Annotated in this window: 25 protein-coding genes; 16 read left to right on the top strand and 9 right to left on the bottom strand. The window is 44.2% G+C overall.

The window, feature by feature from the left end:
- The 8 genes from ABHV44_RS10150 to ABHV44_RS10185 all read left to right on the top strand — a co-directional run.
- Window positions 1-255 (top strand): T9SS type A sorting domain-containing protein (locus tag ABHV44_RS10150; RefSeq protein WP_459074576.1); only part of this gene is annotated, 255 nt, incomplete at its 5' end.
- 228 nt (window positions 256-483) lie between these two features.
- Window positions 484-1083 (top strand): SET domain-containing protein, encoded by a 600-nt coding sequence (locus tag ABHV44_RS10155; RefSeq protein WP_459074577.1) that lies wholly within the window; start codon window positions 484-486, stop codon window positions 1081-1083.
- A gap of 37 nt (window positions 1084-1120) precedes the next feature.
- Window positions 1121-1930: a hypothetical protein gene (locus ABHV44_RS10160; protein WP_459074578.1), complete on the top strand. Its 810-nt coding sequence runs from the start codon at window positions 1121-1123 to the stop codon at window positions 1928-1930.
- Window positions 1931-2175: 245 nt separating this feature from the next.
- The gene (locus ABHV44_RS10165; RefSeq protein WP_459074579.1) at window positions 2176-2448 is read left to right on the top strand and encodes an HU family DNA-binding protein; all 273 of its coding nucleotides are present in this window, start codon (window positions 2176-2178) and stop codon (window positions 2446-2448) included.
- A 74-nt stretch (window positions 2449-2522) separates the two neighbouring features.
- The gene (locus ABHV44_RS10170) at window positions 2523-3191 is read left to right on the top strand and encodes a TrmH family RNA methyltransferase (protein ID WP_459074580.1); all 669 of its coding nucleotides are present in this window, start codon (window positions 2523-2525) and stop codon (window positions 3189-3191) included.
- Window positions 3178-4557 carry an MATE family efflux transporter gene (locus tag ABHV44_RS10175; protein ID WP_459074581.1) on the top strand — a complete coding sequence of 460 codons (1380 nt, stop codon included), beginning with the start codon at window positions 3178-3180 and terminating at the stop codon, window positions 4555-4557. The genes ABHV44_RS10170 and ABHV44_RS10175 overlap by 14 nt, the downstream gene beginning before the upstream one ends.
- Window positions 4558-4730: 173 nt before the next feature.
- Window positions 4731-5681: a methionyl-tRNA formyltransferase gene (gene fmt, locus ABHV44_RS10180; protein WP_459074582.1), complete on the top strand. Its 951-nt coding sequence runs from the start codon at window positions 4731-4733 to the stop codon at window positions 5679-5681.
- A 624-nt stretch (window positions 5682-6305) separates the two neighbouring features.
- A complete protein-coding gene (locus ABHV44_RS10185) occupies window positions 6306-6833 on the top strand; it encodes a helix-turn-helix domain-containing protein (protein ID WP_459074583.1) in 528 nt (175 codons plus the stop codon).
- Window positions 6834-6845: 12 nt separating this feature from the next.
- Here ABHV44_RS10185 and scpA read toward each other — a convergent pair whose 3' ends face one another.
- The 4 genes from scpA to ABHV44_RS10205 all read right to left on the bottom strand — a co-directional run bounded on the left by scpA (window position 6846) and on the right by ABHV44_RS10205 (window position 12849).
- Complete coding sequence (scpA, locus tag ABHV44_RS10190) at window positions 6846-8999, bottom strand: methylmalonyl-CoA mutase (RefSeq protein ID WP_459074584.1); 2154 nt, start codon at window positions 8997-8999, stop codon at window positions 6846-6848.
- A gap of 10 nt (window positions 9000-9009) precedes the next feature.
- The gene (locus tag ABHV44_RS10195) at window positions 9010-10449 is read right to left on the bottom strand and encodes a methylmalonyl-CoA mutase subunit beta (protein ID WP_459074585.1); all 1440 of its coding nucleotides are present in this window, start codon (window positions 10447-10449) and stop codon (window positions 9010-9012) included.
- A gap of 194 nt (window positions 10450-10643) precedes the next feature.
- Complete coding sequence (locus ABHV44_RS10200; protein ID WP_459074586.1) at window positions 10644-12017, bottom strand: NAD-dependent succinate-semialdehyde dehydrogenase; 1374 nt, start codon at window positions 12015-12017, stop codon at window positions 10644-10646.
- Window positions 12018-12072: 55 nt separating this feature from the next.
- Window positions 12073-12849, bottom strand: coding sequence for a TIGR04283 family arsenosugar biosynthesis glycosyltransferase (locus tag ABHV44_RS10205; RefSeq protein ID WP_459074587.1), 777 nt, complete (start codon window positions 12847-12849; stop codon window positions 12073-12075).
- A gap of 79 nt (window positions 12850-12928) precedes the next feature.
- Between ABHV44_RS10205 and ABHV44_RS10210 the strand changes: the two genes are divergently transcribed.
- Entirely contained in the window at window positions 12929-13696 is a 768-nt protein-coding gene (locus ABHV44_RS10210; RefSeq protein ID WP_459074588.1) for a DUF547 domain-containing protein, read from the top strand.
- A 75-nt stretch (window positions 13697-13771) separates the two neighbouring features.
- Here the strand turns inward: ABHV44_RS10210 and ABHV44_RS10215 are convergent, their stop codons facing one another.
- Window positions 13772-14833, bottom strand: a complete 1062-nt coding sequence (locus ABHV44_RS10215) for a BamA/TamA family outer membrane protein (protein WP_459074589.1) — start codon at window positions 14831-14833, stop codon at window positions 13772-13774.
- Between the two features lie 80 nt (window positions 14834-14913).
- On the opposite strand from ABHV44_RS10215, the gene ABHV44_RS10220 reads away from it, so the two are divergent.
- Window positions 14914-15501: a pseudouridine synthase gene (locus ABHV44_RS10220; protein ID WP_459074590.1), complete on the top strand. Its 588-nt coding sequence runs from the start codon at window positions 14914-14916 to the stop codon at window positions 15499-15501.
- A gap of 15 nt (window positions 15502-15516) precedes the next feature.
- Here ABHV44_RS10220 and ABHV44_RS10225 read toward each other — a convergent pair whose 3' ends face one another.
- Together ABHV44_RS10225 and ABHV44_RS10230 are read right to left on the bottom strand one after the other, a co-directional pair.
- The gene (locus ABHV44_RS10225; protein ID WP_459074591.1) at window positions 15517-15870 is read right to left on the bottom strand and encodes a DUF2442 domain-containing protein; all 354 of its coding nucleotides are present in this window, start codon (window positions 15868-15870) and stop codon (window positions 15517-15519) included.
- Complete coding sequence (locus ABHV44_RS10230; RefSeq protein ID WP_459074592.1) at window positions 15854-16090, bottom strand: DUF4160 domain-containing protein; 237 nt, start codon at window positions 16088-16090, stop codon at window positions 15854-15856. Before ABHV44_RS10230 ends, ABHV44_RS10225 begins: the two co-directional genes overlap by 17 nt.
- 115 nt (window positions 16091-16205) lie before the next feature.
- Here ABHV44_RS10230 and thpR point away from each other — a divergent pair, with 115 nt between their 5' ends.
- The 6 genes from thpR (at window position 16206) to ABHV44_RS10260 (ending at window position 21696) form a co-directional block, all read left to right on the top strand.
- Window positions 16206-16727, top strand: a complete 522-nt coding sequence (gene thpR, locus ABHV44_RS10235; protein WP_459074593.1) for an RNA 2',3'-cyclic phosphodiesterase — start codon at window positions 16206-16208, stop codon at window positions 16725-16727.
- A 67-nt stretch (window positions 16728-16794) separates the two neighbouring features.
- Window positions 16795-17517 carry a lysophospholipid acyltransferase family protein gene (locus tag ABHV44_RS10240; protein ID WP_459074594.1) on the top strand — a complete coding sequence of 241 codons (723 nt, stop codon included), beginning with the start codon at window positions 16795-16797 and terminating at the stop codon, window positions 17515-17517.
- Between the two features lie 70 nt (window positions 17518-17587).
- The gene (locus ABHV44_RS10245) at window positions 17588-19000 is read left to right on the top strand and encodes a CCA tRNA nucleotidyltransferase (RefSeq protein WP_459074595.1); all 1413 of its coding nucleotides are present in this window, start codon (window positions 17588-17590) and stop codon (window positions 18998-19000) included.
- 28 nt (window positions 19001-19028) lie between these two features.
- Complete coding sequence (locus ABHV44_RS10250) at window positions 19029-19535, top strand: PH domain-containing protein (RefSeq protein WP_459074596.1); 507 nt, start codon at window positions 19029-19031, stop codon at window positions 19533-19535.
- Window positions 19528-21042: a PH domain-containing protein gene (locus tag ABHV44_RS10255; protein ID WP_459074597.1), complete on the top strand. Its 1515-nt coding sequence runs from the start codon at window positions 19528-19530 to the stop codon at window positions 21040-21042. Before ABHV44_RS10250 ends, ABHV44_RS10255 begins: the two co-directional genes overlap by 8 nt.
- Before the next feature lie 207 nt (window positions 21043-21249).
- Window positions 21250-21696: a response regulator gene (locus ABHV44_RS10260; RefSeq protein WP_459074598.1), complete on the top strand. Its 447-nt coding sequence runs from the start codon at window positions 21250-21252 to the stop codon at window positions 21694-21696.
- Between the two features lie 8 nt (window positions 21697-21704).
- Here the strand turns inward: ABHV44_RS10260 and ABHV44_RS10265 are convergent, their stop codons facing one another.
- Both ABHV44_RS10265 and ABHV44_RS10270 read right to left on the bottom strand, forming a co-directional pair.
- Window positions 21705-22628, bottom strand: coding sequence for a TraB/GumN family protein (locus ABHV44_RS10265; protein ID WP_459074599.1), 924 nt, complete (start codon window positions 22626-22628; stop codon window positions 21705-21707).
- Between the two features lie 6 nt (window positions 22629-22634).
- Entirely contained in the window at window positions 22635-23072 is a 438-nt protein-coding gene (locus ABHV44_RS10270) for a peptidylprolyl isomerase (RefSeq protein ID WP_459074600.1), read from the bottom strand.
- Window positions 23073-23222: the final 150 nt, after the last annotated feature.

Genomic DNA, 23222 nt, shown 5'->3' on the forward strand with positions numbered 1-23222 from the left:
CGAAACAAAGATTCTCAAATCTCTGTTTACCCCAACCCCGCCACTGATGAAATCACTATCGACTACCCAAAAAATCTGGCTGCTGAAACCATCGACCTCATTCGAATTCTCGATGGCAATGGTCGGGCTGTTTTGGAAATTAAAAACCATCCAAAAGATCAGCCTGTTTCGGTGGAAGGTATTTCAAGAGGTTCTTACATTTTGAAGGTGAATTCTGGTGGGATTGAGTTTTCTTCGAAACTCCTCATTCAGTAATCGGTTTCATCAGATTCTGGTGAGCTTCAGAGAGGACGCCTTTCAATCCTTTGAAGAACATACAAGTGATTTTCGATGCCTTTTTAGTAGCACAAGACTTAGAGTTGACGGGAGACTCATTCAATCAATTGAAAAACAGAAAAATAAAATTTTACGAAAAATTGCAAAACTGCTTTTTCGATTCGAATTCTATCTAACTTCGATAGGAAATACAAACTGAACACTTAAATGATTCATCCAGACACTGAACTGAAATTCATCAACGACACCATCGGTTATGGTGTTGTGGCTAAGAAGTTTATCCCTAAAGGCACCATCACCTGGGTGCTCGATTCTTTGGATAGAGAATTCGAACCCGCTGAGGCAGAAAAGATGCCAGAAGTGTACCGCGAAATTCTCGACACTTATTGCTTCAGAAACAACGAGGGCAAACTGATTCTCTGTTGGGACAATGGCAGATTCGTAAACCACAGCTTCAACTCCAACTGCCTTTCTACGGCCTACGATTTTGAAGTGGCCATTCGCGACATCCAGCCAGGAGAGCAACTGACTGACGACTACGGTTACCTTAACGTCTCGGAGCCATTTCGCGCAGCACCCGAAGGTACCCGCAGAAAAGTGGTTTACCCAGACGACCTCCCACGCCACTACAAAGCCTGGGACAAAAAACTCCTGCCTGCATTTTTAAAAATCAAAAAAGTAGACCAGCCACTGGAAAAACTGTTGACGGCAGATCAAAAGAGTGAAATTGATAAGGTGGTGTCCGGTAAAGCCGAAATGAAGTCGATTCTTCACAACTACTACAACGAGGAAAACAAACAAAATTGAACTTTAAAGGTATCTGGCTAATGCATAATTTAGCCGCATGATTTTTATCAAACGGCTTTTTATCACTGTCTTTTCAGTCTGGCTGATTGTCGTCCCGATAGTCAGCCTGATTGAATTTATTGGTTCCCAGGGCGATGTCTACTGGTTCGCACCTATGATTGGCCCGCTGGGCATTCTCACCTACTTCGCTTTTGTGAAATGGCGCAAGCCTTTCGACAGCAAAACCGCTTCACTGGTGATCACCGTGATGCTCGGTGTTTGTCTTTTGATCACTGTCGGCCAGCGTTTTTTCGACTCCGAAGAAATTGTGACTCCCATCTACCTGGCGCTCGGTTCTCTGCTCGGCTGGTTGCTCTACGACAGGTGGTTTACAAGTCTACCCCTTATTAATATTGTCGAAGAACATTTCGACCCATCTGGGTTGAAATCGGCTTCCGATGAAAACGGGTCTTCTGAGCAAGCAAAATTTCACGTCTACATTTTTCACATGGGGCAAAGTGACCCTTACTCAGAAGCGCAGGCCAGGTACTATAAAAAGTTTGAAGAAGATTTTAAAAAGACCAACGCCCAGATCGCTTTTGTTTCGGAAGAAAAATCGCTCACCAAAATCACAAAAGATTCGGAAGTATTTACCACTCTGGTTGATTCCGATTTGAAACTGGCAGAGAAACTCAAGATTGTTCAGGATCCTGTGACTCCTCGTGGCTTTTTGAAATGGGCAAAAAAAGTAGCCATTCCTACCTTATTAATAGAGCAAAATGGAAAAGTTATCTTTTCAAGAGCCGACAAAGACTACCGAAACCGCCCCGATGCGGAGTTTATCCTTCGGATTCTGGAAGCAAATTGATGGAAATTGGGGTTAATCCTGCTTTCAAACAACCTCAATTCGGCCTCGAAATTCCCAATAAATGTCAAAGAAACCCGCGTGGATATTGGCTTTCAGGGCGATAATCGGCCGCAATTATCAACAATTCCCCACATTTATCAACAAAACCGCAGCATTTTTCCCTGTATCTCTTGTCTGGCTTGCTTTTAAGCATATATTTGTTTGAAGTCAATTAATAAATTGTTTAACCAAAAAATTTTTGCAAAATGAATAAAGCAGAACTCATCGAAGGAATCGCTTCAGGTGCAGACCTTTCAAAAGCGGACGCTAAAAAAGCACTAGATGCATTCATCGACACAACTACCAAGTCTTTGAAAAAAGGTGACCGTGTTTCTCTAGTAGGATTCGGATCTTTCTCAGTATCTGAGAGATCAGCACGTAAAGGTCGCAACCCACAGACAGGAAAAGAAATTCAAATTCCAGCGAAGAAGGTTGTTAAGTTCAAGGCAGGAGCTGAGCTTTCTGACAAAGTGAAGTAATCCCTTTGATCAACAAAATTAAGTCTCTCTCGGCCTTTGCCGGGTGAGACTTTTTTTATGTCCACTACTCTGCTATGCACGCTCAACTCTATCAATATCTCAGCACCTTTTTGACCGAAGGCAAAAAACAGCATTTCGAAAATGCACTTCAATGGCGTACCCGCCACATTTCGCTGGTGCTTGATGATATCTACAACCCACAAAACATCAGTGCCATTTTGCGATCGGCCGATTGCTTTGGAGTTCAGGACGTGCACATTATTGAAAATGATCATAATTTTTCTGTGAGCAAACGTGTGGTAAAAGGAGCTAACAAATGGCTTTCTGTTTATCAATATCGCGATTACCACGACAACACGGCTCCCTGCCTCGATGGGTTAAAAGCCCGTGGCTATAAAATTGCCGCAACTTCGCTCCACACCGAAGCTATTTTCCCAAAAGATTTACCACTCAATGAACCAATAGCCGTAGTTTTGGGAGCAGAAAAAGACGGAGTTTCCCAATCGACACTCGACAAAGCAGACTATCACTTAAAAATCCCCATGTACGGATTTACAGAAAGTTATAATGTAAGCGTGGCAAGCGCACTCATCCTGCAAACGCTTCGGGAGCGACTCAACCAATCGAAGGAAATTGATTGGAAGTTGGGTGCTGAAGAAGCTGATGAACTGCGCATCGAATGGGCAAAGAAATGTCTCCGAAACCCTCAGGAAATTATCAGAAACTACCATGGAAATAGTTAGTGACAAAGAGGGTTATATTAAAACCGGCTACCTGGATTTGCTGAAAGTGGCTCTTCCAATTTCACTGGGGTCTTTCGTGCAGTTTATTGTCGTTTTTGTCGATAACCTTTTCCTCAGCAAAGTCGGAATCAACGAGCTAAACGGTGCCGGTCTCTCCGGAATGATTTACGTAACCATGCTGATGCTGGGAGTTGGACTGGCCTCTGGCGGACAAATCATTATGGCCCGCAGAAATGGCGAAAAGCACTTCAAGGAAGTTGGACAGGTTCTGGTCAACTCACTTTTTCTGGGGTTGCTGCTAGCCGGGGTTCTGTTTGTACTTTTAAAATACGTAAGTCCCTTTTTTCTTGACGATTGGCTCAGATCGCCAGTCATAGACGACAACGTGAATCGCTTTCTGGGCATCCGCTCCTGGGGCATGTTCGTGTCAATTATCGCGCTCGTGCTGATGTCGTTCTACATGGCAATAGCCAAGACGATCGTTTTGGTTTACGCCACGGTAGCCACCGCCCTGATCAACGTTGCACTCGATTACGTTTTGATCTTCGGTCACTTCGGCTTCCCTGAACTCGGACTCGAAGGAGCTGCCTACGCCACTGTTATCGCTGAAGTGATTGGTCTCTCTATCATAGTGGCGTACATGATTTTCAAGCGCACAGATCAAAAGTTCGATCTGAAAGGAGCGCTGAAGATTTTCAACCTGAGCAGAAGCTGGAAGATCCTGTATCTCAGTTTCCCGATCATGGTTCAGCAAGTACTGGCACTAGCCACATGGTCTGTCTTCTTTTTCTTTGTAGAAAAACTCGGAGACACTGAGTTGATGGTTTCGAACATCATTCGGAACCTTTACATGCTGGCCTTTGTGTCGGTGATGGGGCTCGCCCAAACCACCAAAACTTATGTCAGCACACTGATTGCTGAAGAAAGGCAATTCATGCTGAGGCCAGTGATTAAGCGACTGATCACATTAAATATTTGCGGAATTATTGTTCTCAGTCATGGACTCTGGCTGTACCCAGAATACCTCGCCAGCCTTTTTACGACCAATGTAGAATCTGTAGAAAAAGTGGCACTGATCATCGAGCAAGCAAAAAATACCATGTTCGTTATCGTTCCTGCGATGTTCATTTTTGCCTTCTCCAGCATTTTCCTCAATAGCGTAGAAGGAAGTGGCAGAACCTGGATCGCGATGTTCATCGAGCTGGTTTCGATAATGTTTTACCTCGGTATGACTTTCTACATGACCATGATTAGTCCTCAAGAAATTCACGTAGTTTGGATGAACGACTACGGATACTTCGGGATCATCGGTCTTTTGTCGTTTCTCTTTCTGCAGTTTAGCAACTGGAAATATCACAAGGTGTAAAGTGTTTGAGGTGATTATCTTTGCACTTCTTTTGAGATAATGATATTCTACAAATGTCTTTCACACTGTGTCTCGACTCCGCTCCTTCTTAGCATGTCTTCGAAGCACGCAGTCGGCAAGCGGCCGCCACACAAAGTTCTAAGACTATTTGTACATCTAAAATATGATCGACAATGAGTTCTCTTCGAATCGTCTTCATGGGCACACCTGATTTTGCGGTGCCATCCCTGGAAATTCTTAACAAGCACTTTGATGTTGTTGGAGTAATTACCGCTCCGGACAAACCAGCAGGGCGTGGCAAAAAGTTACGCAAGTCAGCAGTAAAGGAGTTTGCAGAAACGAATGACCTGAGAGTTCTCCAGCCTACCAATCTAAAGGATCTCGGCTTTGTAGAAGAGCTCAGGGCCATTAAAGCCGACCTTCAGGTAGTGGTAGCATTTAGGATGTTGCCAGAAGTCGTTTGGAACATGCCACCAAAAGGGACAATCAACTTACACGGATCACTCCTACCACAGTACCGTGGAGCCGCGCCTATCAACTGGGCCATCATCAACGGAGAGAAGAAAACGGGGGTGACCACCTTTTTCTTACAGCACCAGATCGACACTGGAGATTTGATCGATCAGACAGAAATTGAAATCTCGCCAAACATGACAGCTGGAGAGCTTCACGACAAAATGATGGAGGTTGGAGCGCAAACTTTGCTGGAAACGGTGAAGAAAATCGATGAAGGAAAAGCAAAAGGCACACCTCAGCACCAGGTGAAGGAGCAAGACCTTAAGTCTGCCCCCAAAATTTTCAAGGAAGATTGTAAAATCGACTGGTCGAAAGAAGCTGAGAAAGTGCACAACCACATCAGAGGTTTGAGTCCGTATCCTGCGGCCTGGACTGTCCTTCAAAGAGATGAGAAGAAAGTCAACTTCAAGATCTTAAAGTCCAAGCTAAGTAACGTTCAGAATTTATCTCCCGGAGAGATAAAGGTTGATGCCGATAACCGGCTTTTAGTAGGAACTGCCAATTCAGATGTTGAGATTCTCGAATTGCAGATGGAAGGGAAAAAGCGCATGGACGTAGAAGCCTTCCTCCGCGGATTCCAATTCGAAAGTGGAGACCGATTTGAGTAAAGCGGCTACTCAGGGCTTAGTTTTACGCCAAGACGCGAAAGATGCGAAGTCACACAGCTACGGTGAATTACCACAATAGACACAGTAGAAAGCCCTGGCACTTTTTCTATGTGCCTTTGTTGTGGTTGATTGGCTTGCAACAGTCCTTATTAGGAAGCAAAGGCACATAGACTTAGATTCTATTGATCGACTAGCTATGTGACTACTGTGGTTTCTGTTCCGTCATTCGTGAAAAGGTGCACAGCGACAAAAACATAGGAGGCATTAATAAATTCATTAAGTGAATTAAGATTTACTTAATGCCACTTTATTCCTTAATGAGCCAAACCTGTGCTGAACTGTTCAGTATGTTTCAGCTTCCACAGTTGTAAAGCCCCTAATCCTTTAATTTACGAGCTTTTGCAGGTGGTAATAATTTTAGCATATGCACCTTTAACCACCTTTATTCAAATGCTTTACATGTTTTAATTAAAGTTTTAGTTTTTATCTGTTTTGACCAATTCAACATCATTACCGGCCACAACAACAGGCTTGGTTAACATTTGTAACATTCACTTATAAAACTTGCTTTACAAATGTAAATTCACTTAATTTGGTGTTGTTCACAAATGTAACATTAGCAAAATGGGATCACTAGCAGATAGAATTCAGGAAGTTATGTCGGAGTTTAACCTCACCAGCAAAGAATTTGCAGAAAAGATAGGTGTGCAACGCTCCTCTATTTCGCACATCGTAAGCGGCAGAAACAAGCCCAGTCTCGACTTCATCATGAAGTTAACCACTACCTTCCCGGAGCTCAACAGTAAGTGGCTATTGCACGGTAAGGAAGAGATGATTAAAAGCAAAAAAGAAGTGGTTACAGATGTAAACAAAGGAGGTGGAACATCAATCGAAAAGGGTATTACATCTGTAACAGATCAGGAAGAACGTGGAGTTTACGAACGTAAACCCACTCCACCACCAACTGACCTTCCATTTCGCGCAACACAACCTACTTCGAGAACTCAATCCGAACCGATTGACGAACCAGAGGAAAAAGAAAAACCGGATCCTCGACAACCTGAAGTTGTAAAGTCCGGCTCTAAAAAATTATCGAAAGTGATCCTCGTCTATTCCGATGGCTCTTTTGAAGAGCTAAACCCGAGTGAATAGTCGAAATCTAACCTACTCAAAGCTCTCAATCAACAGATTCAAAATCTCACTGGCTGCTTTGGCAATTTTGGTACCCGGACCAAACACACCAACTACGCCTGCATCGTACAGGTAATCGTAGTCCTGCTGTGGGATCACACCACCGGCAATGACCAGGATGTCTTCTCTGCCTAATTTTTTCAATTCGGCCATGACTTCCGGAACCAACGTTTTGTGACCAGCTGCCAGAGACGACACACCGAGAATGTGCACATCATTTTCTACAGCTTGTTTAGCAGCTTCTTCTGGAGTTTGGAAAAGCGGACCGATATCTACATCAAAGCCGATATCTGCAAAGCTTGTTGCTATCACTTTTGCTCCACGGTCGTGACCGTCCTGCCCCATTTTGGCTACCATGATTCGCGGCCTTCTTCCTTCCAGCTCTGCGAACCTATCAGCCAACTGACGGGCGTTTTCAAAATCTTTATCATTCATAGCTTCAGCTGAATAAACTCCAGAAATGGAGCGGATTGTCGCCTGATATCGGCCAAATGATTTTTCCATGGCATCGGAGATTTCCCCGAGGCTAGCTCTGGCTCGTGCGCATTTTACCGCCTCTTCCAGCAAATTACCATCGCCTGTTTCCGCAACTTTAGTGAGGTTTTCAAGAGCTGTATTCACTTCCTCATCATTGCGTTCGTCTCTCAATTTCTTCAGTCGTTCAACTTGCCCCTGACGAACAGCTTTGTTGTCGACATCGAGGATATCGATCTCGCGATCGCTTTCTACCTGATATTTGTTAACCCCAACAATAGTGTCTTTCCCGCTATCGATCCGAGCCTGCTTGCGAGCTGCAGCCTCTTCTATGCGCATTTTAGGAAGCCCCGTTTCAATTGCCTTGGCCATTCCTCCTAGCTCTTCCACTTCTTCGATAAGTGCCCAGGCCTTATCGGCAATTTCTTTCGTGAGTTTTTCTACGTAGTAAGAGCCACCCCAGGGATCTATCGCTTTTGTGATATCTGTCTCCTCCTGCAGGTAGAGTTGCGTATTCCTGGCAATTCTTGCGGAGAAGTCAGTCGGCAATGCAATCGCCTCATCGAGGGCATTGGTGTGAAGAGACTGTGTTCCGCCAAGTGCTGCAGCCAACGCTTCAACTGTTGTACGCGCCACATTGTTGAACGGATCTTGCTCCGTGAGACTCCACCCGCTCGTCTGGCTGTGGGTTCTGAGTGCAAGTGATTTTGGGTTTTGCGGATCAAACTGTTTTACCAGTTTTGACCAAAGCATTCGCGCAGCGCGCATTTTGGCGATTTCCATGAAATGATTCATTCCAATCCCCCAGAAAAAGCTGATCCTTGGAGCGAAGTCATCAATCTTCAGTCCCGCTTCCAATCCGGCACGGATGTATTCCAGTCCGTCTGCCAGCGTGTATGCCAGCTCGATGTCAGCCGTAGCACCTGCTTCTTGCATGTGGTAGCCACTCACGGAAATTGAGTTGAATCTCGGCATCTCTTTGCTGGTGTATTCAAAAATATCTGAGATGATTCTCATTGATGGCAAAGGCGGATAGATGTAGGTATTTCTCACCATGAACTCCTTCAGGATATCGTTTTGAATGGTTCCTGAAAGCTTGTCGTGTGACACGCCCTGCTCTTCTGCTGCCACGATGTAGAAAGCCATCACCGGAATCACAGCTCCGTTCATAGTCATCGAAACCGACATTTTATCGAGCGGAATCTGATCGAACAGCACTTTCATGTCGAGCACAGAGTCAATCGCCACTCCAGCTTTCCCGACATCGCCAACCACCCTCGGGTGATCAGAATCGTAACCTCGGTGTGTGGCCAGATCAAACGCTACCGACAACCCTTTTTGTCCGGCAGCCAGGTTTCTCCGGTAAAATGCATTCGACTCTTCAGCCGTACTAAACCCAGCATACTGACGAATGGTCCACGGACGGGAAGTATACATGGTTGAATAAGGACCGCGAAGGTAAGGTACCACTCCAGCACCAAAGCCCGGATGATGATCATCAGCAATGTCATCCCGACCGTAAACATGTCTCAGAGCAATCTGCTCTGGAGTATTCCACCCACCCTTTGACTGACGCTCTTCGCGCCACGCTGAAATATTTTTAGAAGGATTGGCTTTCGCTATCTCAATATTCGAAAAATCTACTCTCTTCATGATTCAGTTTTTAGACTTTCTCACTTTGGGTTGAAACTTCAAGTCCGGGAAAAATTCTTTTCACCGGTTCAAAGTCGCCTACAGTGTCTTTTTCATCGATGGTTTTCGGGGTTCTGACCTCATCTTCCTGATTGAAGTATTTGTTTACTCCAATGAGTGTTTCTTTCTCTAGCTCAACTCTTTTTAGAAAAGAATCCCTGCTTGATTTTAAGAGGTTTTGAATCATGCCGCTTTGTAAAGCTTCAAGATAACCCCCTGCTTTTTCTATCTCCTGAAAAAGCTTCCAGGCTTTAACTTTTAATTGACCTGTCATCTCCTCGATGTAATAGGATCCACCAGCCGGATCGACCACCTGATTGAGAAAGGACTCTTCCGCCAACATGGTCTGTAAGTTTCTGGCAATGCGCATTGAAAAACCATTTTCTTCATCAAAAAGATGATCGAAGGGCAGAATCGAAACGGCATTGACTCCACCGAGAATGGCTGACATGCCTTCGGTTGTCGAGCGAACCATGTTGTTGTAAGCATCAGGCACTGTGAAATTTCTCTGAGATGTGCGAGCTGACACAAATGAGTAAGTGGAGCATTCATGTTTTGGCTCGTGAGCTTTTACCACTGTTGCCCAAAGTGGCCTGAATGCTCTGAATTTGGCCATCTCCGTAAAGTAACTCGAATCTATAGCCATAGTAAATTGCAACTGAGCTGCAGCTGAATCGATTTCTTGACCTGCTGCTTTCATCAATTCCAAATACTCATTCCCTTTTGCAAGTGCGAGACCGAGCTCTTCTGCCGCGGTTGCGCCTGCTTCCTGAAACAGTGTGGAGTCTACGTTTACCGTGTGAAATAGAGTAAACTTCTCCCTTGCAAAGGCACTGAGATCTAAAAGAGTGGACTTCCAATTCTTGTCTTTCTCTCCGCCCTGCTCCGAGATTTCTCCGAGCGGATCGTAGTTCAGTCCTCCGCTCAGGGCGTGTGACTTAACAGATTGATTGTCGCACAGAGACGAGATTTCTTTAACTATCTCAATTGGACTGGTCCCACCTTCTAAATAAATAGGTGCTACATCGAGCACGACATCTTTTAAAAGGGCGGCAACATCCTCAGCTTTTTGAACAGGAGCGCGAAACCAAAGTGCAGTTGCACCGCCCATCAAAGCCTGATGAGCTTTTTCATTGGCTTTCTTCGGGTTGTTGTCAAATATTTCCTGGCAGATTTGCCAGTGGCGATTGTTTGTATCACCTCCTCTTTCGTAAGGAAACTCACCCGGAACTCCCTGGGAAAGGTCTACTTCTTCAGCCGAAAAGTACGGCTCCAGAGAAAAGCCGTTTTCATTTTCCCAAATGATGCTCTCGTAAGCTTTACCTTTCAGATCCTTGAGCACTTTTTCTTTCCACTGTTCTTTAGACAAAGCGGAAAACTCATTAAAACTCAGATCGTTCTTCTTATCCATAGAAATCACTTTCTGTTACTGTGTTCGCAAATGTCGGGATTTTAACCTCAATTGCGAACTATCGTTAGCTAGCGTCACCTCCATCAGTATAAACTTTGGAATTTATGAACCCTGAAAAGAGCGTTGGCCAAGTTTGGGATTTGCAAGCCTGAAACAATTTCAAGGGCAAGTTTTGAGGTTCGGGATTTTCCCGTTTATGCGATGTAAGTCGTTTTCTTATTCACAAAAGCCAGAATCCCTTCGCGGGCCAACTCTCTGCCGTATCCCGATTTTTTGGTTCCTCCGAAAGGGAGTCTCGGATCGGATTTCACAAAGCTGTTGAAGAATACAGCTCCGTCTTCAATTCTCCTGGACTGCTTCAAGTTACCATCAACATTTGAAGTATAGATTGAAGCACCTAAACCGAATTTTGAATTGTTTACCAGGTCAATGGCCTCGTCAAAATCCTTGAACTTCAAACAAGCGGCCACCGGGCCAAAAGTCTCTTCGTCAAAAGCCGGCATGCCAGCTTTAACGTTTTCTAAAATTGTGGGTGAATAAAAGGCTCCATCACGTTTACCTCCCATCCGAAGTGCCGCTCCTTTGTCGATAGATTTTTGAACCTGCTCTTCCAGATCTTCAGCAAAACCTTTGTTAGCCAGAGGCCCAATGAAATTACCTTCATCCATTGGGTCACCTGACTTGAGATCCTTTACCTGAGTTTCAAACTTCTGCATGAATTCTTCATAAATCGAATCCGCAATCATCAGGCGTTTTGCGGCAATGCAACTCTGACCAGTATTTTGAAATCTCCCGAAAACAGCATCCTCCACGGCCTTGTCGATATCGGCATCTTCGAGAACTACAAAAGCATTGCTTCCACCGAGCTCCAGCAAACTGGTCTTGATGTGTTTGCCAGCTGTTGAGGCTACAGCAGATCCAGCACCTTCACTTCCGGTTAGTGTGACCGCCTTCACCCGATTGTCAGCCACGATTTTATCCATCCGGTCGGATGAAACTTTCAGCGTCCTGAAAACAGCTTTAGGGATTCCGCATTCGTGGAAAATCTTTTCAATGAGAAGTGCTGTGCCTGTTACATTGGAGGCGTGCTTCAACAGCCCTGTGTTTCCGGCCATTAGAGTAGGAACAGCAAACCTGAACACCTGCCACATTGGGTAATTCCAAGGCATCACAGCCAGTACGGTTCCCTGCGGCTCGTAGCTCACATAGCTCTTTTTCGCATCAGTATCTATAACTTTATCTTCCAGAAAAGCTTCAGCTTTTTCCGCATAAAACTCACTCACCCAGGCACATTTTTCAACTTCTGAGATGGCTTGCTTAATGGGTTTTCCCATCTCTTCCGTCATCAATTCTGCATATTGCTGTTTGTTGCTTTTGAGGTTTTCAGCAACTTTTATGAAGCAGCGAGACCGCTCCTCGAACGAGTTATTTCTCCATTCCCTGAAGCCCGACTCAGACGTATCTAAAATCTCCTCGATTTCCTGGTCGGAGTGTTGTGTGTAGATCCTGAGCTTCTCTTGATTAAATGGATTTGTCGTTTCAATTGGTTTCAATTCGGTCGATATCATGATTTAGATTTCGTTTTGATTGTCTAAGAACACAACAACTAAAAACATAGAAGTTTCATTTCTCCTTTTGGTCAAACTTGTTATTGTCCTTGGGATGGCGCAACATTTTGAAGTAAACACGCTTGATGGATGAGGCGCTGCAATTGAGTCGAAACATGGTGAAAGCCACAATATTCGCCACATTCACACGGAAGTAACTGTTGTATTCGTACTTGCGGGCGCTCACTTTCACATCCTTTGGAATGATCGAAAACTTGAACCGTTTGTTGGCCCGAATGAGAAAGTCGTACTCTTCCATTATTTCATAGCTTTCATCGTAGCCATTTAATTCCTCGAAAACTTCTCGCTTCACAAAAAGGGTTTGATCGCCCCCGCGAAAACTCAAGGCATTGAACCGGGTCATAAAGGAATTAAATCGAAGTGCCGGTCGCCTGGAGTTGAACAAAAATCGGTAGCAACCCAGATCAGATCCTTTTTTCAGCTCTTCCTCGATGTCGTCCAGGTAAGTTTTTGGCGGCAGCGAATCGGCATGAACGAAGTACAGCACATTTCCGCCTGCAACCTTCCAACCTGCATTCATTTGAACAGCCCTTGACTGCTCGAGATTTTCGACAACTTCGGCTCCAGCGTCCCGTGCAAGCTCTGCCGTTCCATCTACGCTGCCCCCGTCACATACAATCACCTTTTCCAATCGGCTGTCCGCATTGGTCGTCAAGAATTCCACGAGAGTGCCAATGAAATCAGCCTCGTTGAGTGTGGGAATAATTACGCTTACCTTGATTTTCGACTGCATTGCTGCGAATCTATAAACAACACTGATTGAAGTAATCACCACAACAATCTTTTTTCATTCTTGAAATCATTTTGTGATACATTGGAGTCATATTTGAAAACAAGAGAAATAAAAATCAATGAAGATTCTTTCGCTCGCATTCAACCTACTTTTGATTCTCGGCTTTGCACAGGGGTGCTCCAATGAAAAGAATATTTCATCGGGTGAGCCCATTAGTCACGAGCAGTGGGACAAGCTGGTTAAGAAGCATGTGACAGAAGAAGGATATGTAAACTACGAAGGCTTCATAGAAGACAGCGTTGCGCTCAATAGATACCTCAATCAATTGAGTAATCACCACCCAAACGACAGTTGGAGCAAGAATGAGCGATTGGCCTATTGGCTCAACGCCTACAATGCTTTTACTGTTAAATTGATTTTGGACAATTGGCCGGTTGAAAGCATCAAGGACATTGCCGGTGGCATACCTTTCGTGAATACGGCATGGGATGTTAAATTCATTGAAATTGAGGGCGAGAAGTACGATCTAAACAACATCGAGCACGGAATCATCAGGAAGGAGTTTGACGAGCCCCGCATCCATTTCGCTGTTAACTGCGCATCGGTAAGTTGCCCTAAATTGAGGAATGAAGCCTACACTTCTGAGGAGCTTGACAGCCAGCTGGATGACCAGGCCAGAGACTTTATCAATGGTCCGAAAAATGAAATCAAAGAAAACGAGGTCAGGCTCAGTAGGCTTTTCAAATGGTACGGTGGGGATTTCACTAAAAAGATGGGGCTGAAAGAATTTGTCAATCAGTATGCGGAGCAAAAAATTGGCAATGAAGTTGAAGTGGAGTTTAAAGAGTACGATTGGCGACTCAACATAAAAGAGAATTACAGATAATTCAGCGAGTGAAATTGAATATCGGTTAAGTTAAGTGAAATGCCGGTTCATCGAAAGGTGGCCGGCTTTTTTCGTTTAAAAAGCTTCTCCAAAAGTCAGGTAAAAAGCGCTTTCGCTATTTGAGCCGAATCCAGCGTCCAGTCTCACATTTATCTTCTTTTCCGGATCGAGCAGGAAACGAATTCCTCCGCCATAGGTGTAGCGTGAGTTCTCGATTTTAAAGGCACCGAACTCGTGCGCCACATTGCCAACAGAAAAGAAACCGACTGCTCCGAACCTCCAGTAAACATCAGCTCTCAGTTCAGTTTGAAAAATTGCGTTGTTGTTATCGCGAAAACGACCTTCGTAAAAGCCTCGCATTCTCTTGGTCCCTCCCAGCAGAGCCAACATATTGAAAGGTACCTCTCCATCTACTCTTTCGGCATAAAACTGATTGGCCCACACAAACCGATCTCCAATTGGAATGAAACAACGTAAATCTGCGGACATTTTGACAAACTGAAACTCCGACCCCAACCACGACTCAAATGGCTGAACAGCGATTTCTGCAAGTGCACCTTTTGAGGAAAAGTAGACGTTATCGCGAGAATCGTAGCTCACAACCATTCCTAGACCAGAGGTTACACCACCATCCACACCAGTCACGTTCCTCTGCTCCAGCCTGCCCTCGGGATCCGTATTTCTCATATCGAAATTCTCGAACCAGTAGCGAAACCCGGCAAAGAGGTTTGGAGTGAGTTTCCTTAAAAACACAGCCCTCAGTCGAGGGTAATTCACAAAGTAGAGTTCTTCAAAATCCGTGGGCACGCTATTGCCAATGCCATAATAAAAGTAAGAGTAGCGATAGTACCCCACCTCGCCTGTCAGACTGTACTTTCGCTCATTCCAGTAGAGCTGAAACGGCAGGTAAGTCAGCAATTGATCTTCTTGTGTGTAGGCAAAACCAGCTTGCAACTGACTCGGGGGCGAGATCGTGTCCTGATGGTCGAATCGGAAGTTGTAGATTCCGGCAGCTCCAAAGCCCCAGCGCGTTTCGGGTGTGTAAAAAACCACCGGCAGCCCCAATAGCGAATTCGAAGTAGAGTCTTCCTGCGCTTGTGAAACACCCACATCTATGACAAAAAAAAGCGGGAGCAAAAAGGCTATTTTGATTTTCGTGGACATGTCAGACAAACAAACGTAATTTTTCGGTCAAAAGGATTAAACTTGTCGAATCTATGGAGTACAAGTACTACAAGATTTACAAACCTTTCGGCATGCTGTCGCAATTTTCGAAAGATGGCGACAAGCCCGTGCTAGGCGAAGTACACAACTTTCCAAAAGATGTTTATCCCATCGGCCGACTCGATACCGATAGTGAGGGATTGCTTTTGCTAACAAACAACCGCTCGATCACACACCGCCTGCTAGATCCAAAGTTTGGACATGCAAGGACCTATCTGGCTCAGGTGGAGGGTGAAATCACAGACGAAGCTATCAAAAAGCTGAAAGGTCAACTAGAGTTAAAACACAAAGGAAAAACATTCACAACTAAACCTGCCAAAGCGAGAAAGCTGGAGAAAGCACCACCCCTGCCCGATCGAGATCCACCCATCCGCTATCGCAAAAGTGTACCCGACTCATGGATAGAACTCACACTTACCGAAGGAAAAAATCGCCAGGTTCGCAAAATGACTGCTGCGGTGGGTTATCCAACATTGAGATTGGTGAGGTGGTCAATTGAAGGGATAACCGTTGAAGGGATGGATGTTGGTGAGGTGAGGGAGCTCAGTGAGGGAGAAAGGCTTTCAATCCTGCGTAAATAGCTCGGCCTATGATGATTATCCCAGAACCTTTTCAGAATCATCTTTGCCCGTCAAATAATCGAGTGTGTTTTTACGAATAATACTCTCTACCATTCCCTTTAGTGATAAATGCTCATCAAGAGCTGGCCATTCTACACCAACCCCACCGGCAATCAAATTAAAATTGTCCAGATTTTTCTGATTAGCATTTTTCAAGCGTGGAAATTGAGAGCGGAGAATTTTTATTACGTTGCCGTTATTCAATACAATGAGCAAGAATCCATGGTCAAAGTGATTTTCAACACTTTCAATTCTTATTTTTTTCTCGAAAATCGTTCTCTCAATAATGTCACTAGAACGTTTGTCCTCTATATTACCCGAAATACTCATTCCACTTTTGTTTTATCAGTTGTGAATTCTCTCTGACAATTTCACCAATCCTTTTTCTCTCTTTTGGTGTAAATCCATAAGAATACTCTTCTCTTACACCAGGTTTCAACCACCATTTAGCAGCAGCTCCGCCCTTTGCAATATGAACGTGAATTGGCTCATTGTTTTCGTTGCTATAAAAGAAAACTCTATACCCGTTTACTTCTAAAATGGTAGGCATTAATAACAAATATAATCCATTTTAAGTTCCTGGAATTCTCTTAGAGTCCTTGACTTTCCCCGAAAAATTGTAATTTCCTCGATTCGCACTTTACAGAATATTTGAAATTGTCACAATGAGATTATTTACAGGAATCACAGTGCCGGACGAAGTAATTAAATCGGCCAAAAAATTCGAAGACATCAATAAAAACGTTCAGGGTGTGCGTTGGACGCGAGAGGAAAATCTGCACATCACTACCTGTTTTTACGGACAGGTGGAGCGCCATCATCTGGGCGATTTTAGCGATCAAATGGAAAAGATTGCCGAAGACCAAAGAGCCTTTACACTTAAAGCTGAAAAGGTGGTAACTTTCCCTGATGAGCGCCCATATATGGCGTGGATAAAGTTTAAGGATAGCAAACCATTTACAGATTTGTGCGATGCTCTCGCAGACATTTCTGGCCAACCTGAAGAGCGCGTGCAAATTCCGCATGTCACACTGGCCCGGTTCGACTCACATCTAACTGCTCGCCACTTCAAACTCGACCTCGATGTGGAAGACACTCAGATTCCGGTTCGTGAGTTTCATCTATTTGAATCTATTCTTCTCCCTAAAGGCCCTGAATACAGGAAAATCAGAACGTTTGAGATCTAAAGGACGAGAAGCCTAAACGTTGCCAAAAAGTTAATTTCACTAGTTTCGCCACCAAATTTTCAGCGTTATGTGGAAAGTGATCAACTTTTTTCAAATCTTGTTTCTCTTTCTCTGGATTTGCTTTTGCGCCATTCTTGGTGTTATTCTGCTAATTCCATTCTTCTGGAAACCATCCATCGGATTTAAATTTGTTTCCGATATGTGGAGCGCTGTGATAATGGCAGTGGTTGGGATTCGGCTGAAGGTTTTTGGAAAAGAAAATGTCCCAAAAACAGGCGGTAAAATATTTGTTGCTAATCACGAGTCTCATTTCGACATCCCGGTACTTTTTGCATCTATTCCTGAACCTGTTTACTTCATAGCCAAAAAGGAATTGAAAAAGGTTCCTTTCATGGGCTGGTACATGGCACTCTTGGGAATGATTTTTATCGATAGGTCCAACAGGGAGAAGGCGATGAAGAGTATGAAAAAGGCCGGTAAATTGATTAAGGACGGTCGCAGTGTGATTTCTTTTCCAGAAGGCACCAGAAGTAAAGATGGAGTGATAAAAATGTTTAAACGCGGTTCTTTTATCATCGCCAAGGAATCAAACGTGCCAATTGTTCCGATTGCTGTTTCGGGCACCTGGGAGGTACTCGCTCCAGGGAAATCTAAGATTCGACCTGGAAAAGTCAAAGTCAAAATTGGTCATCCAATTTTACCACAAGACCATCCGGAGATGTCACCTGAGCAACTGGCTGCGCATGTGAGACAGACCGTTATTAAATTAGAAGAGAGTATTCAGAAATAGGTCTCAAATCGTCTTTACCTTGCCGTTCGCCAACAGGCTAGATTATTTACTTTTGCACAAAATTTTTGCTGTGAATCTCGAGAAAGAACTGCGTTACCGCATTTTCCATACTGTTAAGAAACAAACCGCCAACACCGGAATAAAAGCTTTTGCGATTGGTGGCTTTGTGCGCGACATTCTGCTCAATCGCCCCAGCAAAGATATCGACATTGTTTCCGAAGGTAGCGGCATTGAGCTGGCAAAGGCCTGTGCTGATGAGATGGGCATAAAAAAAGTGACCGTTTATAAAAACTTCGGAACTGCAATGTTCAGGTTCAAGGATCAGGAAATTGAATTTGTTGGCGCCAGAAAAGAGTCTTATCGCAGCGACTCCCGGAAACCGATAGTTGAAGACGGCACTCTAGAAGACGATCAAAAACGCAGAGATTTCACCATTAACGCTTTGGCCATTAGCCTCAATCCGAACGACTTTGGGGAGTTGGTTGATCCTTTTGGTGGCGTTGGCGACCTGAAGAAAAAAATCATTCGCACCCCACTCGACCCGGATATCACTTTTAGCGATGACCCATTGCGGATGATGCGCGCCATCCGTTTTTCTACTCAGCTAAAGTTCGAAGTTGATGAAGAGTCACTCGAAGCGATAAAGAGAAATGCCGATCGCATTAAAATTGTTTCGATGGAGCGGATTTCAACGGAACTCAATAAAATCATTCTGGCCGAAAAGCCCAGCATTGGCTTCAAGCTACTCTACGACACGGGCTTACTCAAACAGTTCTTTCCAGAGATGGTAGCGCTTCAGGGGGTTGAGCGAAGAAACGGGATAGGCCACAAGGACAACTTTTATCACACGTTGCAGGTTCTTGACAATGTAGCAGAACAATCTGACAACCTCTGGTTGCGATGGGCAGCTATTTTGCACGATATCGCAAAGCCAGCAACAAAGCGTTTTTCCAACGATTCGGGTTGGACCTTTCACGGCCACGAGGATAAAGGAGCTCGAATGGTACCGGGAATTTTCAGGAGACTGAAGCTCCCGTTAGATTCGAAGATGCGCTATGTGAAAAAACTCGTTTTGCTCCACCTCCGCCCCATTCCTCTCACTCGTGAAGAAATTAGTGATTCTGCTATCCGAAGGCTTTTGTTCGAAGCTGGTGACGACATAGATGATCTCATGACCTTGTGCAAGGCAGACATTACTTCGAAGAATGAAGAAAAAGTGAGACGCTACCTCAAAAATTATGAGAAGGTAAAAGAGAAAATAGTAGAGGTTGAAGAAAAGGATCATATCCGCAATTTTCAGCCACCAATAAGTGGCCAGGAAATCATGGAAACCTTCGATATACCTCCATCGGCTGAAGTTGGGATTATAAAAAACAGCATCAAAGACGCTATCATTGAAGGTGAGATACACAACGACTACCAAGAAGCACACAAATTCATGATGGAAAAAGGTAAATCGCTTGGGCTTTCTCCGGTAAAATGAATATTATCGCTTTCATTTTGAAAAGCTTATGGAATTCGAAAATTTAGCGCAAAGCACAGCTCAACTCCCAGACGTTCAGGAAGTGGAATTTCACGCCCACCCCAAGCGTTATAAAAAGCTGCGAATTATTTCGATTTCGCTCTTCTTTTTTCTGCTACTAATTGGTATCGGAGTGCTGTTTTTCTTTCAGGGATTCTTGTTCACTCTTCCCTTTTTCTCAGGATGGATTTTGATTTACGCTTTTTCACTTTTTGCAGAGCACAAGAGTTTTAAGATCCGGGGGTACGCACTTCGCCAGCGAGATATTTCTTATCGCAAAGGTTGGATTTGGTACAACCTCACTACTGTTCCTTTTAACAGGATTCAGCACTGCGAGATCTCACAAGGTCCACTCGGCCGAATTTTTAACCTGAGCCAATTAAAAGTTTACACGGCTGGAGGCTCGTCCTCAGATCTTTTCATCGGAGGACTTGACCCTGAAGAAGCAAAGAAATTGCGGGAGTTCATCATCAACAAAGCCGGGCTCGATGAGTGAAGCTAGATTTTCAGAGCCAACCAGACAGCATTTTCTTGGCGTGGTCATCTATTTTTTGCGAGCGGCCCGCAGAGGGTTGAGTATCCTGATCAGTTTTGTGGTAATCTCCACTTTCAACACCAAGTTCATCATTCCGCTCATCATCTTATTCATAGTCGGTGGAATTTTGATGATTGTCTTCTCAATTCTTCAGTATCAGAAATTCACTTTTAAGGTTGATGAAAAATACCTGATTATTCACAAGGGAGTTCTGGTGAAGGATAAAACCAAAATTCCTCTGGAACGAATACAGTCGGTTCATATTGAGGAGCCACTACTCCAGCGGCTTTTGGGACTGGCTTCAGTGCAGGTCGATACTGCTGGTTCGCAAGGGAAAGAACTCGAGGTGCCCGCCCTGGAAACCGAGGACGCTGTGGCGCTTCAAAAAGTGCTTCGAGCTAAGAAAGAAGAAAAGTCTGAGGAGCTAGATAATCAGGACGAGGCTCGATTTGAAGCAGTAGATGAAAGCGGCTCAAAGCCGGTTGAGGAATCGCGAACACTGATTCATCTGAACATCCCGAGCTTGTTGAAAGTCGGGGTGACTGACAATCACCTCAAAAATGGATTTGTGGCGCTCGCCATCGTTTTTGGTTATGCCATGCAGCTCGAAGAATATTTTCAGGGCTATGTGAGCGGACTCATCGAAGAAAATTTTGACGAGATCAGACGTATGGCCTATGGCCTTTTGGTGGTGAGCATTATAGCATTTTTGATTGTCTCCATTCTGATTTCACTGGTCAAGGCCATTGTCAAGCATTACGATTTCACGGCCAGGCTAGAGTCGGATCAGTTTTATGTAAAGACCGGTTTGTTGAAACGAGAGGAGTACCGCATACCTTTGAATAAGATTCAGTTTATGGAGTGGCGAACAAATCCACTTCGCAAGCTAGCCAGGATGGAAACGGCCCACATTTATCAGAGTCAGTCGCAGGAAGCTCAGAGAAAACAATCCGTGCAGATTCCAGGCTGCTATCAGCGTCAGACCGATGAAATCATGAAGGAAGTTTTTGAGCTTGAAGAAGGGCGAAACAAAACGACCATAACCCCTCACCGCAGAGTCTACGGTCTTGTCCTAGGTACATTCATTTCTCTGCCATTTGTAATAGGAGCAATTGTGACGTACTTCATAACCGATATGGCCTTTTTCCTCGAACTCACTGGACTGATAGCCTTCATTGTGTTCTTCGTTTGGAAATACGTAAACAGCGTGGAGCTCACGGTAGATGGTGAATTGATCACCATTAAGAAGGGCTGGGTTTTCCCAAAACGCATTGTCATCCCTGCTTACAAGGTTCAGTCTGTGAGCGTAAGTCAAAATATTTTTCAAAAGAACAGAAACCTCTCCCACTTCATTATCTACACGGCTGCAGGTGATCGGAAGTTTCCATTTACATCTTTCCACAAATCAGCCCAACTTCACAATTGGCTTCTCTACAAGGCGGAGAGCTCTACAAGAAGTTGGATGTGATCTTCCTTTCCCAATCTGAGCTGACTCGTCTAACAGTCGAAAATACTTTCTAAATTTTGTTCAAGAGCTTGTGCGCTATTTCACTGCTCTTTACGACTCCTAAGTATTTATTCTGATTGCTTCATCTGAAACTCTTTGGCCAGTCACAAACATTTGTCAATTAGCGATGTTCTCACTTCTAGAGCCGCGACAGATTGTGATGAATTTATGAGCAACAAATCAGAGGTACTTATTTTTCTTGCTGATGACGATCAAGACGATTGTCTTTTGGTGGAAGATGCGCTAGAGGAATTAGACATTCCCTATCGACTGGTTTGTGTCGATAATGGAGTGAAATTAATTCAGGAACTTTCTGACGAGAACTCATCCGATCCGGATCTCGTTTTGCTCGATCTGGACATGCCAATGAAGCACGGTCTGGTTTGTCTCGATGAAATCAGAAATGACCTGGGTAAAAAGTCGCTCCCGATAGTAATCTACTCTACTCACTCTCAGCCTAAGACTGTGAAGGACGCCTATTTGAAAAAAGCTCAGTATTATCTGAGAAAGCCGAATTCCTTTTCATCTCTTGTAAACGCATTGAGAATAGTTCTGGAAACGGACTGGGCTGAAGTCACACAGCCGGACGAAGATCAATTTCTTATTTCTGCCTAGAAATTTCTTTAAAAGCCGATTGGTTCAACGGTGTACCCATCTTCCCGCAACTCCAGAATAAGTCCCGTCTCACCTATCAGGTGTAAAAGGCCAACAGCGCAAAATACAGCCTCACCCCTGTTCAGATACTTGAGAAGTCTTTGGTGCATATTTTTATTGCGCTCAATGATCAATGGCTCTTCGATCAGCTCGAAGTCCTTGTTGTCTTCATTCACAAATTCAAGAATTCTCTTGATATTTTGATTGGCATAGGCCTGATACATTTCGCTTGCATCGTCATCTCTCTCATCGTAGTTGTCGATGTAATACTTCAGCGACTCAGCTTGCTTTTGTAATGGAATTTGATCGATAGCTCCGAGTTGTTCATCAATAGTTTCCAGGCCGATCAACTCCAGTCCCAGGCTGTCGGCTATGTTGCTCAAGAGATTATCCAAAACTGGCTTTTCCCCGGCATTTGCCATTTCCACAGCCATGGCACTATCTCCCATCATTTGCAGTTGTTGGAGCGTAGCTAGCGTGTAAAATGGTTTCATCCTGGGAACCATCATCGCCCCAATGCCCAGGTTTTGGGCGAAAAAATCGTTCATCTTCTCGAACTCTTCCTCTGTGAAAAAATCTCTCAGAGATGTGTCCGGTGGCATCATCATGGCGTTGAGCATCTTGCTCTGATCCATATTTTGAACGTCTGCAAAAGAAAGCTCCGACAGGAAAACGTCAACCGAACCAATTACACGTTCGAGGCTATCGCTTACCAAAGAATGGATGAGACTATCTGAAACGTGCATCGTTCCAAATAAATAAGATGGTTGTTGGAGCTTTTTACCTTCTACCTTCCACAGCAAACTATTGCCCGACTGAGAAAAACTCAGACTGGCAGTAAAAAAGAGGACTCCGAAAAAAAGAGCTTTAAGAGCTGTGGAAAATAATTTCATAAAAAATTACTGTTCAGTGATTTCAATCTTTTCAATCACATCACCAGGATTGATCTGGTCGATTACATCGAGGCCTTCTACAACTTTACCAAAGCAAGTGTGGTTGCCATCGAGGTGAGCCGTGTTTTCCCGGTTGTGACAGATGAAAAACTGCGAGCCACCCGTGTTAGGTCCAGCGTGTGCCATGCTTAAAACACCTTTTTCGTGGTGCTGCTTATCGTTGTCGAGTTCGCAATCAATTGTGTATCCAGGACCTCCAGTGCCATCACCTTTTGGGCAACCGCCCTGAATTACAAAATCTGGAATTACGCGGTGAAATGTGAGGCCATCGTAGAACCCATCTTTTGAGAGCTTAACGAAATTCTCTACGGTTTTTGGTGTCGCTTTCTCGTATAGCTCCACGTTCATAATTCCTTTTTCCGTTTTAATTGTGGCTTTCTTCATTTCTTTAATTTTATTCTGTTCGCGCTTCTTTAATTCGAATATTTCGAAAAACTCTGGATTTTCATTTGGGTCTACAAAATTACAGATTTGTTCCTTTTTAGACAGCTTTGATCCACCAAGTGTTCAACATTGATAAAAAACCAATTTAAC

The sequence above is a fragment of the Halocola ammonii genome (assembly GCF_049334165.1).
Classification (GTDB): Bacteria; Bacteroidota; Bacteroidia; order Flavobacteriales_D; family Sanyastnellaceae; genus JBEGHD01.

Excerpts from the sequence above, each read along its gene's own strand:
- ABHV44_RS10155 (WP_459074577.1), top strand. The coding sequence starts at position 484 with ATGATTCATCCAGACACTGAACTGAAATTCATCAACGACACCATCGGT.
- ABHV44_RS10160 (WP_459074578.1), top strand. The coding sequence starts at position 1,121 with ATGATTTTTATCAAACGGCTTTTTATCACTGTCTTTTCAGTCTGGCTG.
- ABHV44_RS10165 (WP_459074579.1), top strand. The coding sequence starts at position 2,176 with ATGAATAAAGCAGAACTCATCGAAGGAATCGCTTCAGGTGCAGACCTT.
- ABHV44_RS10170 (WP_459074580.1), top strand. The coding sequence starts at position 2,523 with ATGCACGCTCAACTCTATCAATATCTCAGCACCTTTTTGACCGAAGGC.
- ABHV44_RS10175 (WP_459074581.1), top strand. The coding sequence starts at position 3,178 with ATGGAAATAGTTAGTGACAAAGAGGGTTATATTAAAACCGGCTACCTG.
- fmt (WP_459074582.1), top strand. The coding sequence starts at position 4,731 with ATGAGTTCTCTTCGAATCGTCTTCATGGGCACACCTGATTTTGCGGTG.
- ABHV44_RS10185 (WP_459074583.1), top strand. The coding sequence starts at position 6,306 with ATGGGATCACTAGCAGATAGAATTCAGGAAGTTATGTCGGAGTTTAAC.
- scpA (WP_459074584.1), bottom strand. The coding sequence starts at position 8,999 with ATGAAGAGAGTAGATTTTTCGAATATTGAGATAGCGAAAGCCAATCCT.
- ABHV44_RS10195 (WP_459074585.1), bottom strand. The coding sequence starts at position 10,449 with ATGGATAAGAAGAACGATCTGAGTTTTAATGAGTTTTCCGCTTTGTCT.
- ABHV44_RS10200 (WP_459074586.1), bottom strand. The coding sequence starts at position 12,017 with ATGATATCGACCGAATTGAAACCAATTGAAACGACAAATCCATTTAAT.
- ABHV44_RS10210 (WP_459074588.1), top strand. The coding sequence starts at position 12,929 with ATGAAGATTCTTTCGCTCGCATTCAACCTACTTTTGATTCTCGGCTTT.
- ABHV44_RS10220 (WP_459074590.1), top strand. The coding sequence starts at position 14,914 with ATGGAGTACAAGTACTACAAGATTTACAAACCTTTCGGCATGCTGTCG.
- ABHV44_RS10225 (WP_459074591.1), bottom strand. The coding sequence starts at position 15,870 with ATGAGTATTTCGGGTAATATAGAGGACAAACGTTCTAGTGACATTATT.
- ABHV44_RS10230 (WP_459074592.1), bottom strand. The coding sequence starts at position 16,090 with ATGCCTACCATTTTAGAAGTAAACGGGTATAGAGTTTTCTTTTATAGC.
- thpR (WP_459074593.1), top strand. The coding sequence starts at position 16,206 with ATGAGATTATTTACAGGAATCACAGTGCCGGACGAAGTAATTAAATCG.
- ABHV44_RS10240 (WP_459074594.1), top strand. The coding sequence starts at position 16,795 with ATGTGGAAAGTGATCAACTTTTTTCAAATCTTGTTTCTCTTTCTCTGG.
- ABHV44_RS10250 (WP_459074596.1), top strand. The coding sequence starts at position 19,029 with ATGGAATTCGAAAATTTAGCGCAAAGCACAGCTCAACTCCCAGACGTT.
- ABHV44_RS10255 (WP_459074597.1), top strand. The coding sequence starts at position 19,528 with ATGAGTGAAGCTAGATTTTCAGAGCCAACCAGACAGCATTTTCTTGGC.
- ABHV44_RS10260 (WP_459074598.1), top strand. The coding sequence starts at position 21,250 with ATGAGCAACAAATCAGAGGTACTTATTTTTCTTGCTGATGACGATCAA.
- ABHV44_RS10265 (WP_459074599.1), bottom strand. The coding sequence starts at position 22,628 with ATGAAATTATTTTCCACAGCTCTTAAAGCTCTTTTTTTCGGAGTCCTC.
- ABHV44_RS10270 (WP_459074600.1), bottom strand. The coding sequence starts at position 23,072 with ATGAAGAAAGCCACAATTAAAACGGAAAAAGGAATTATGAACGTGGAG.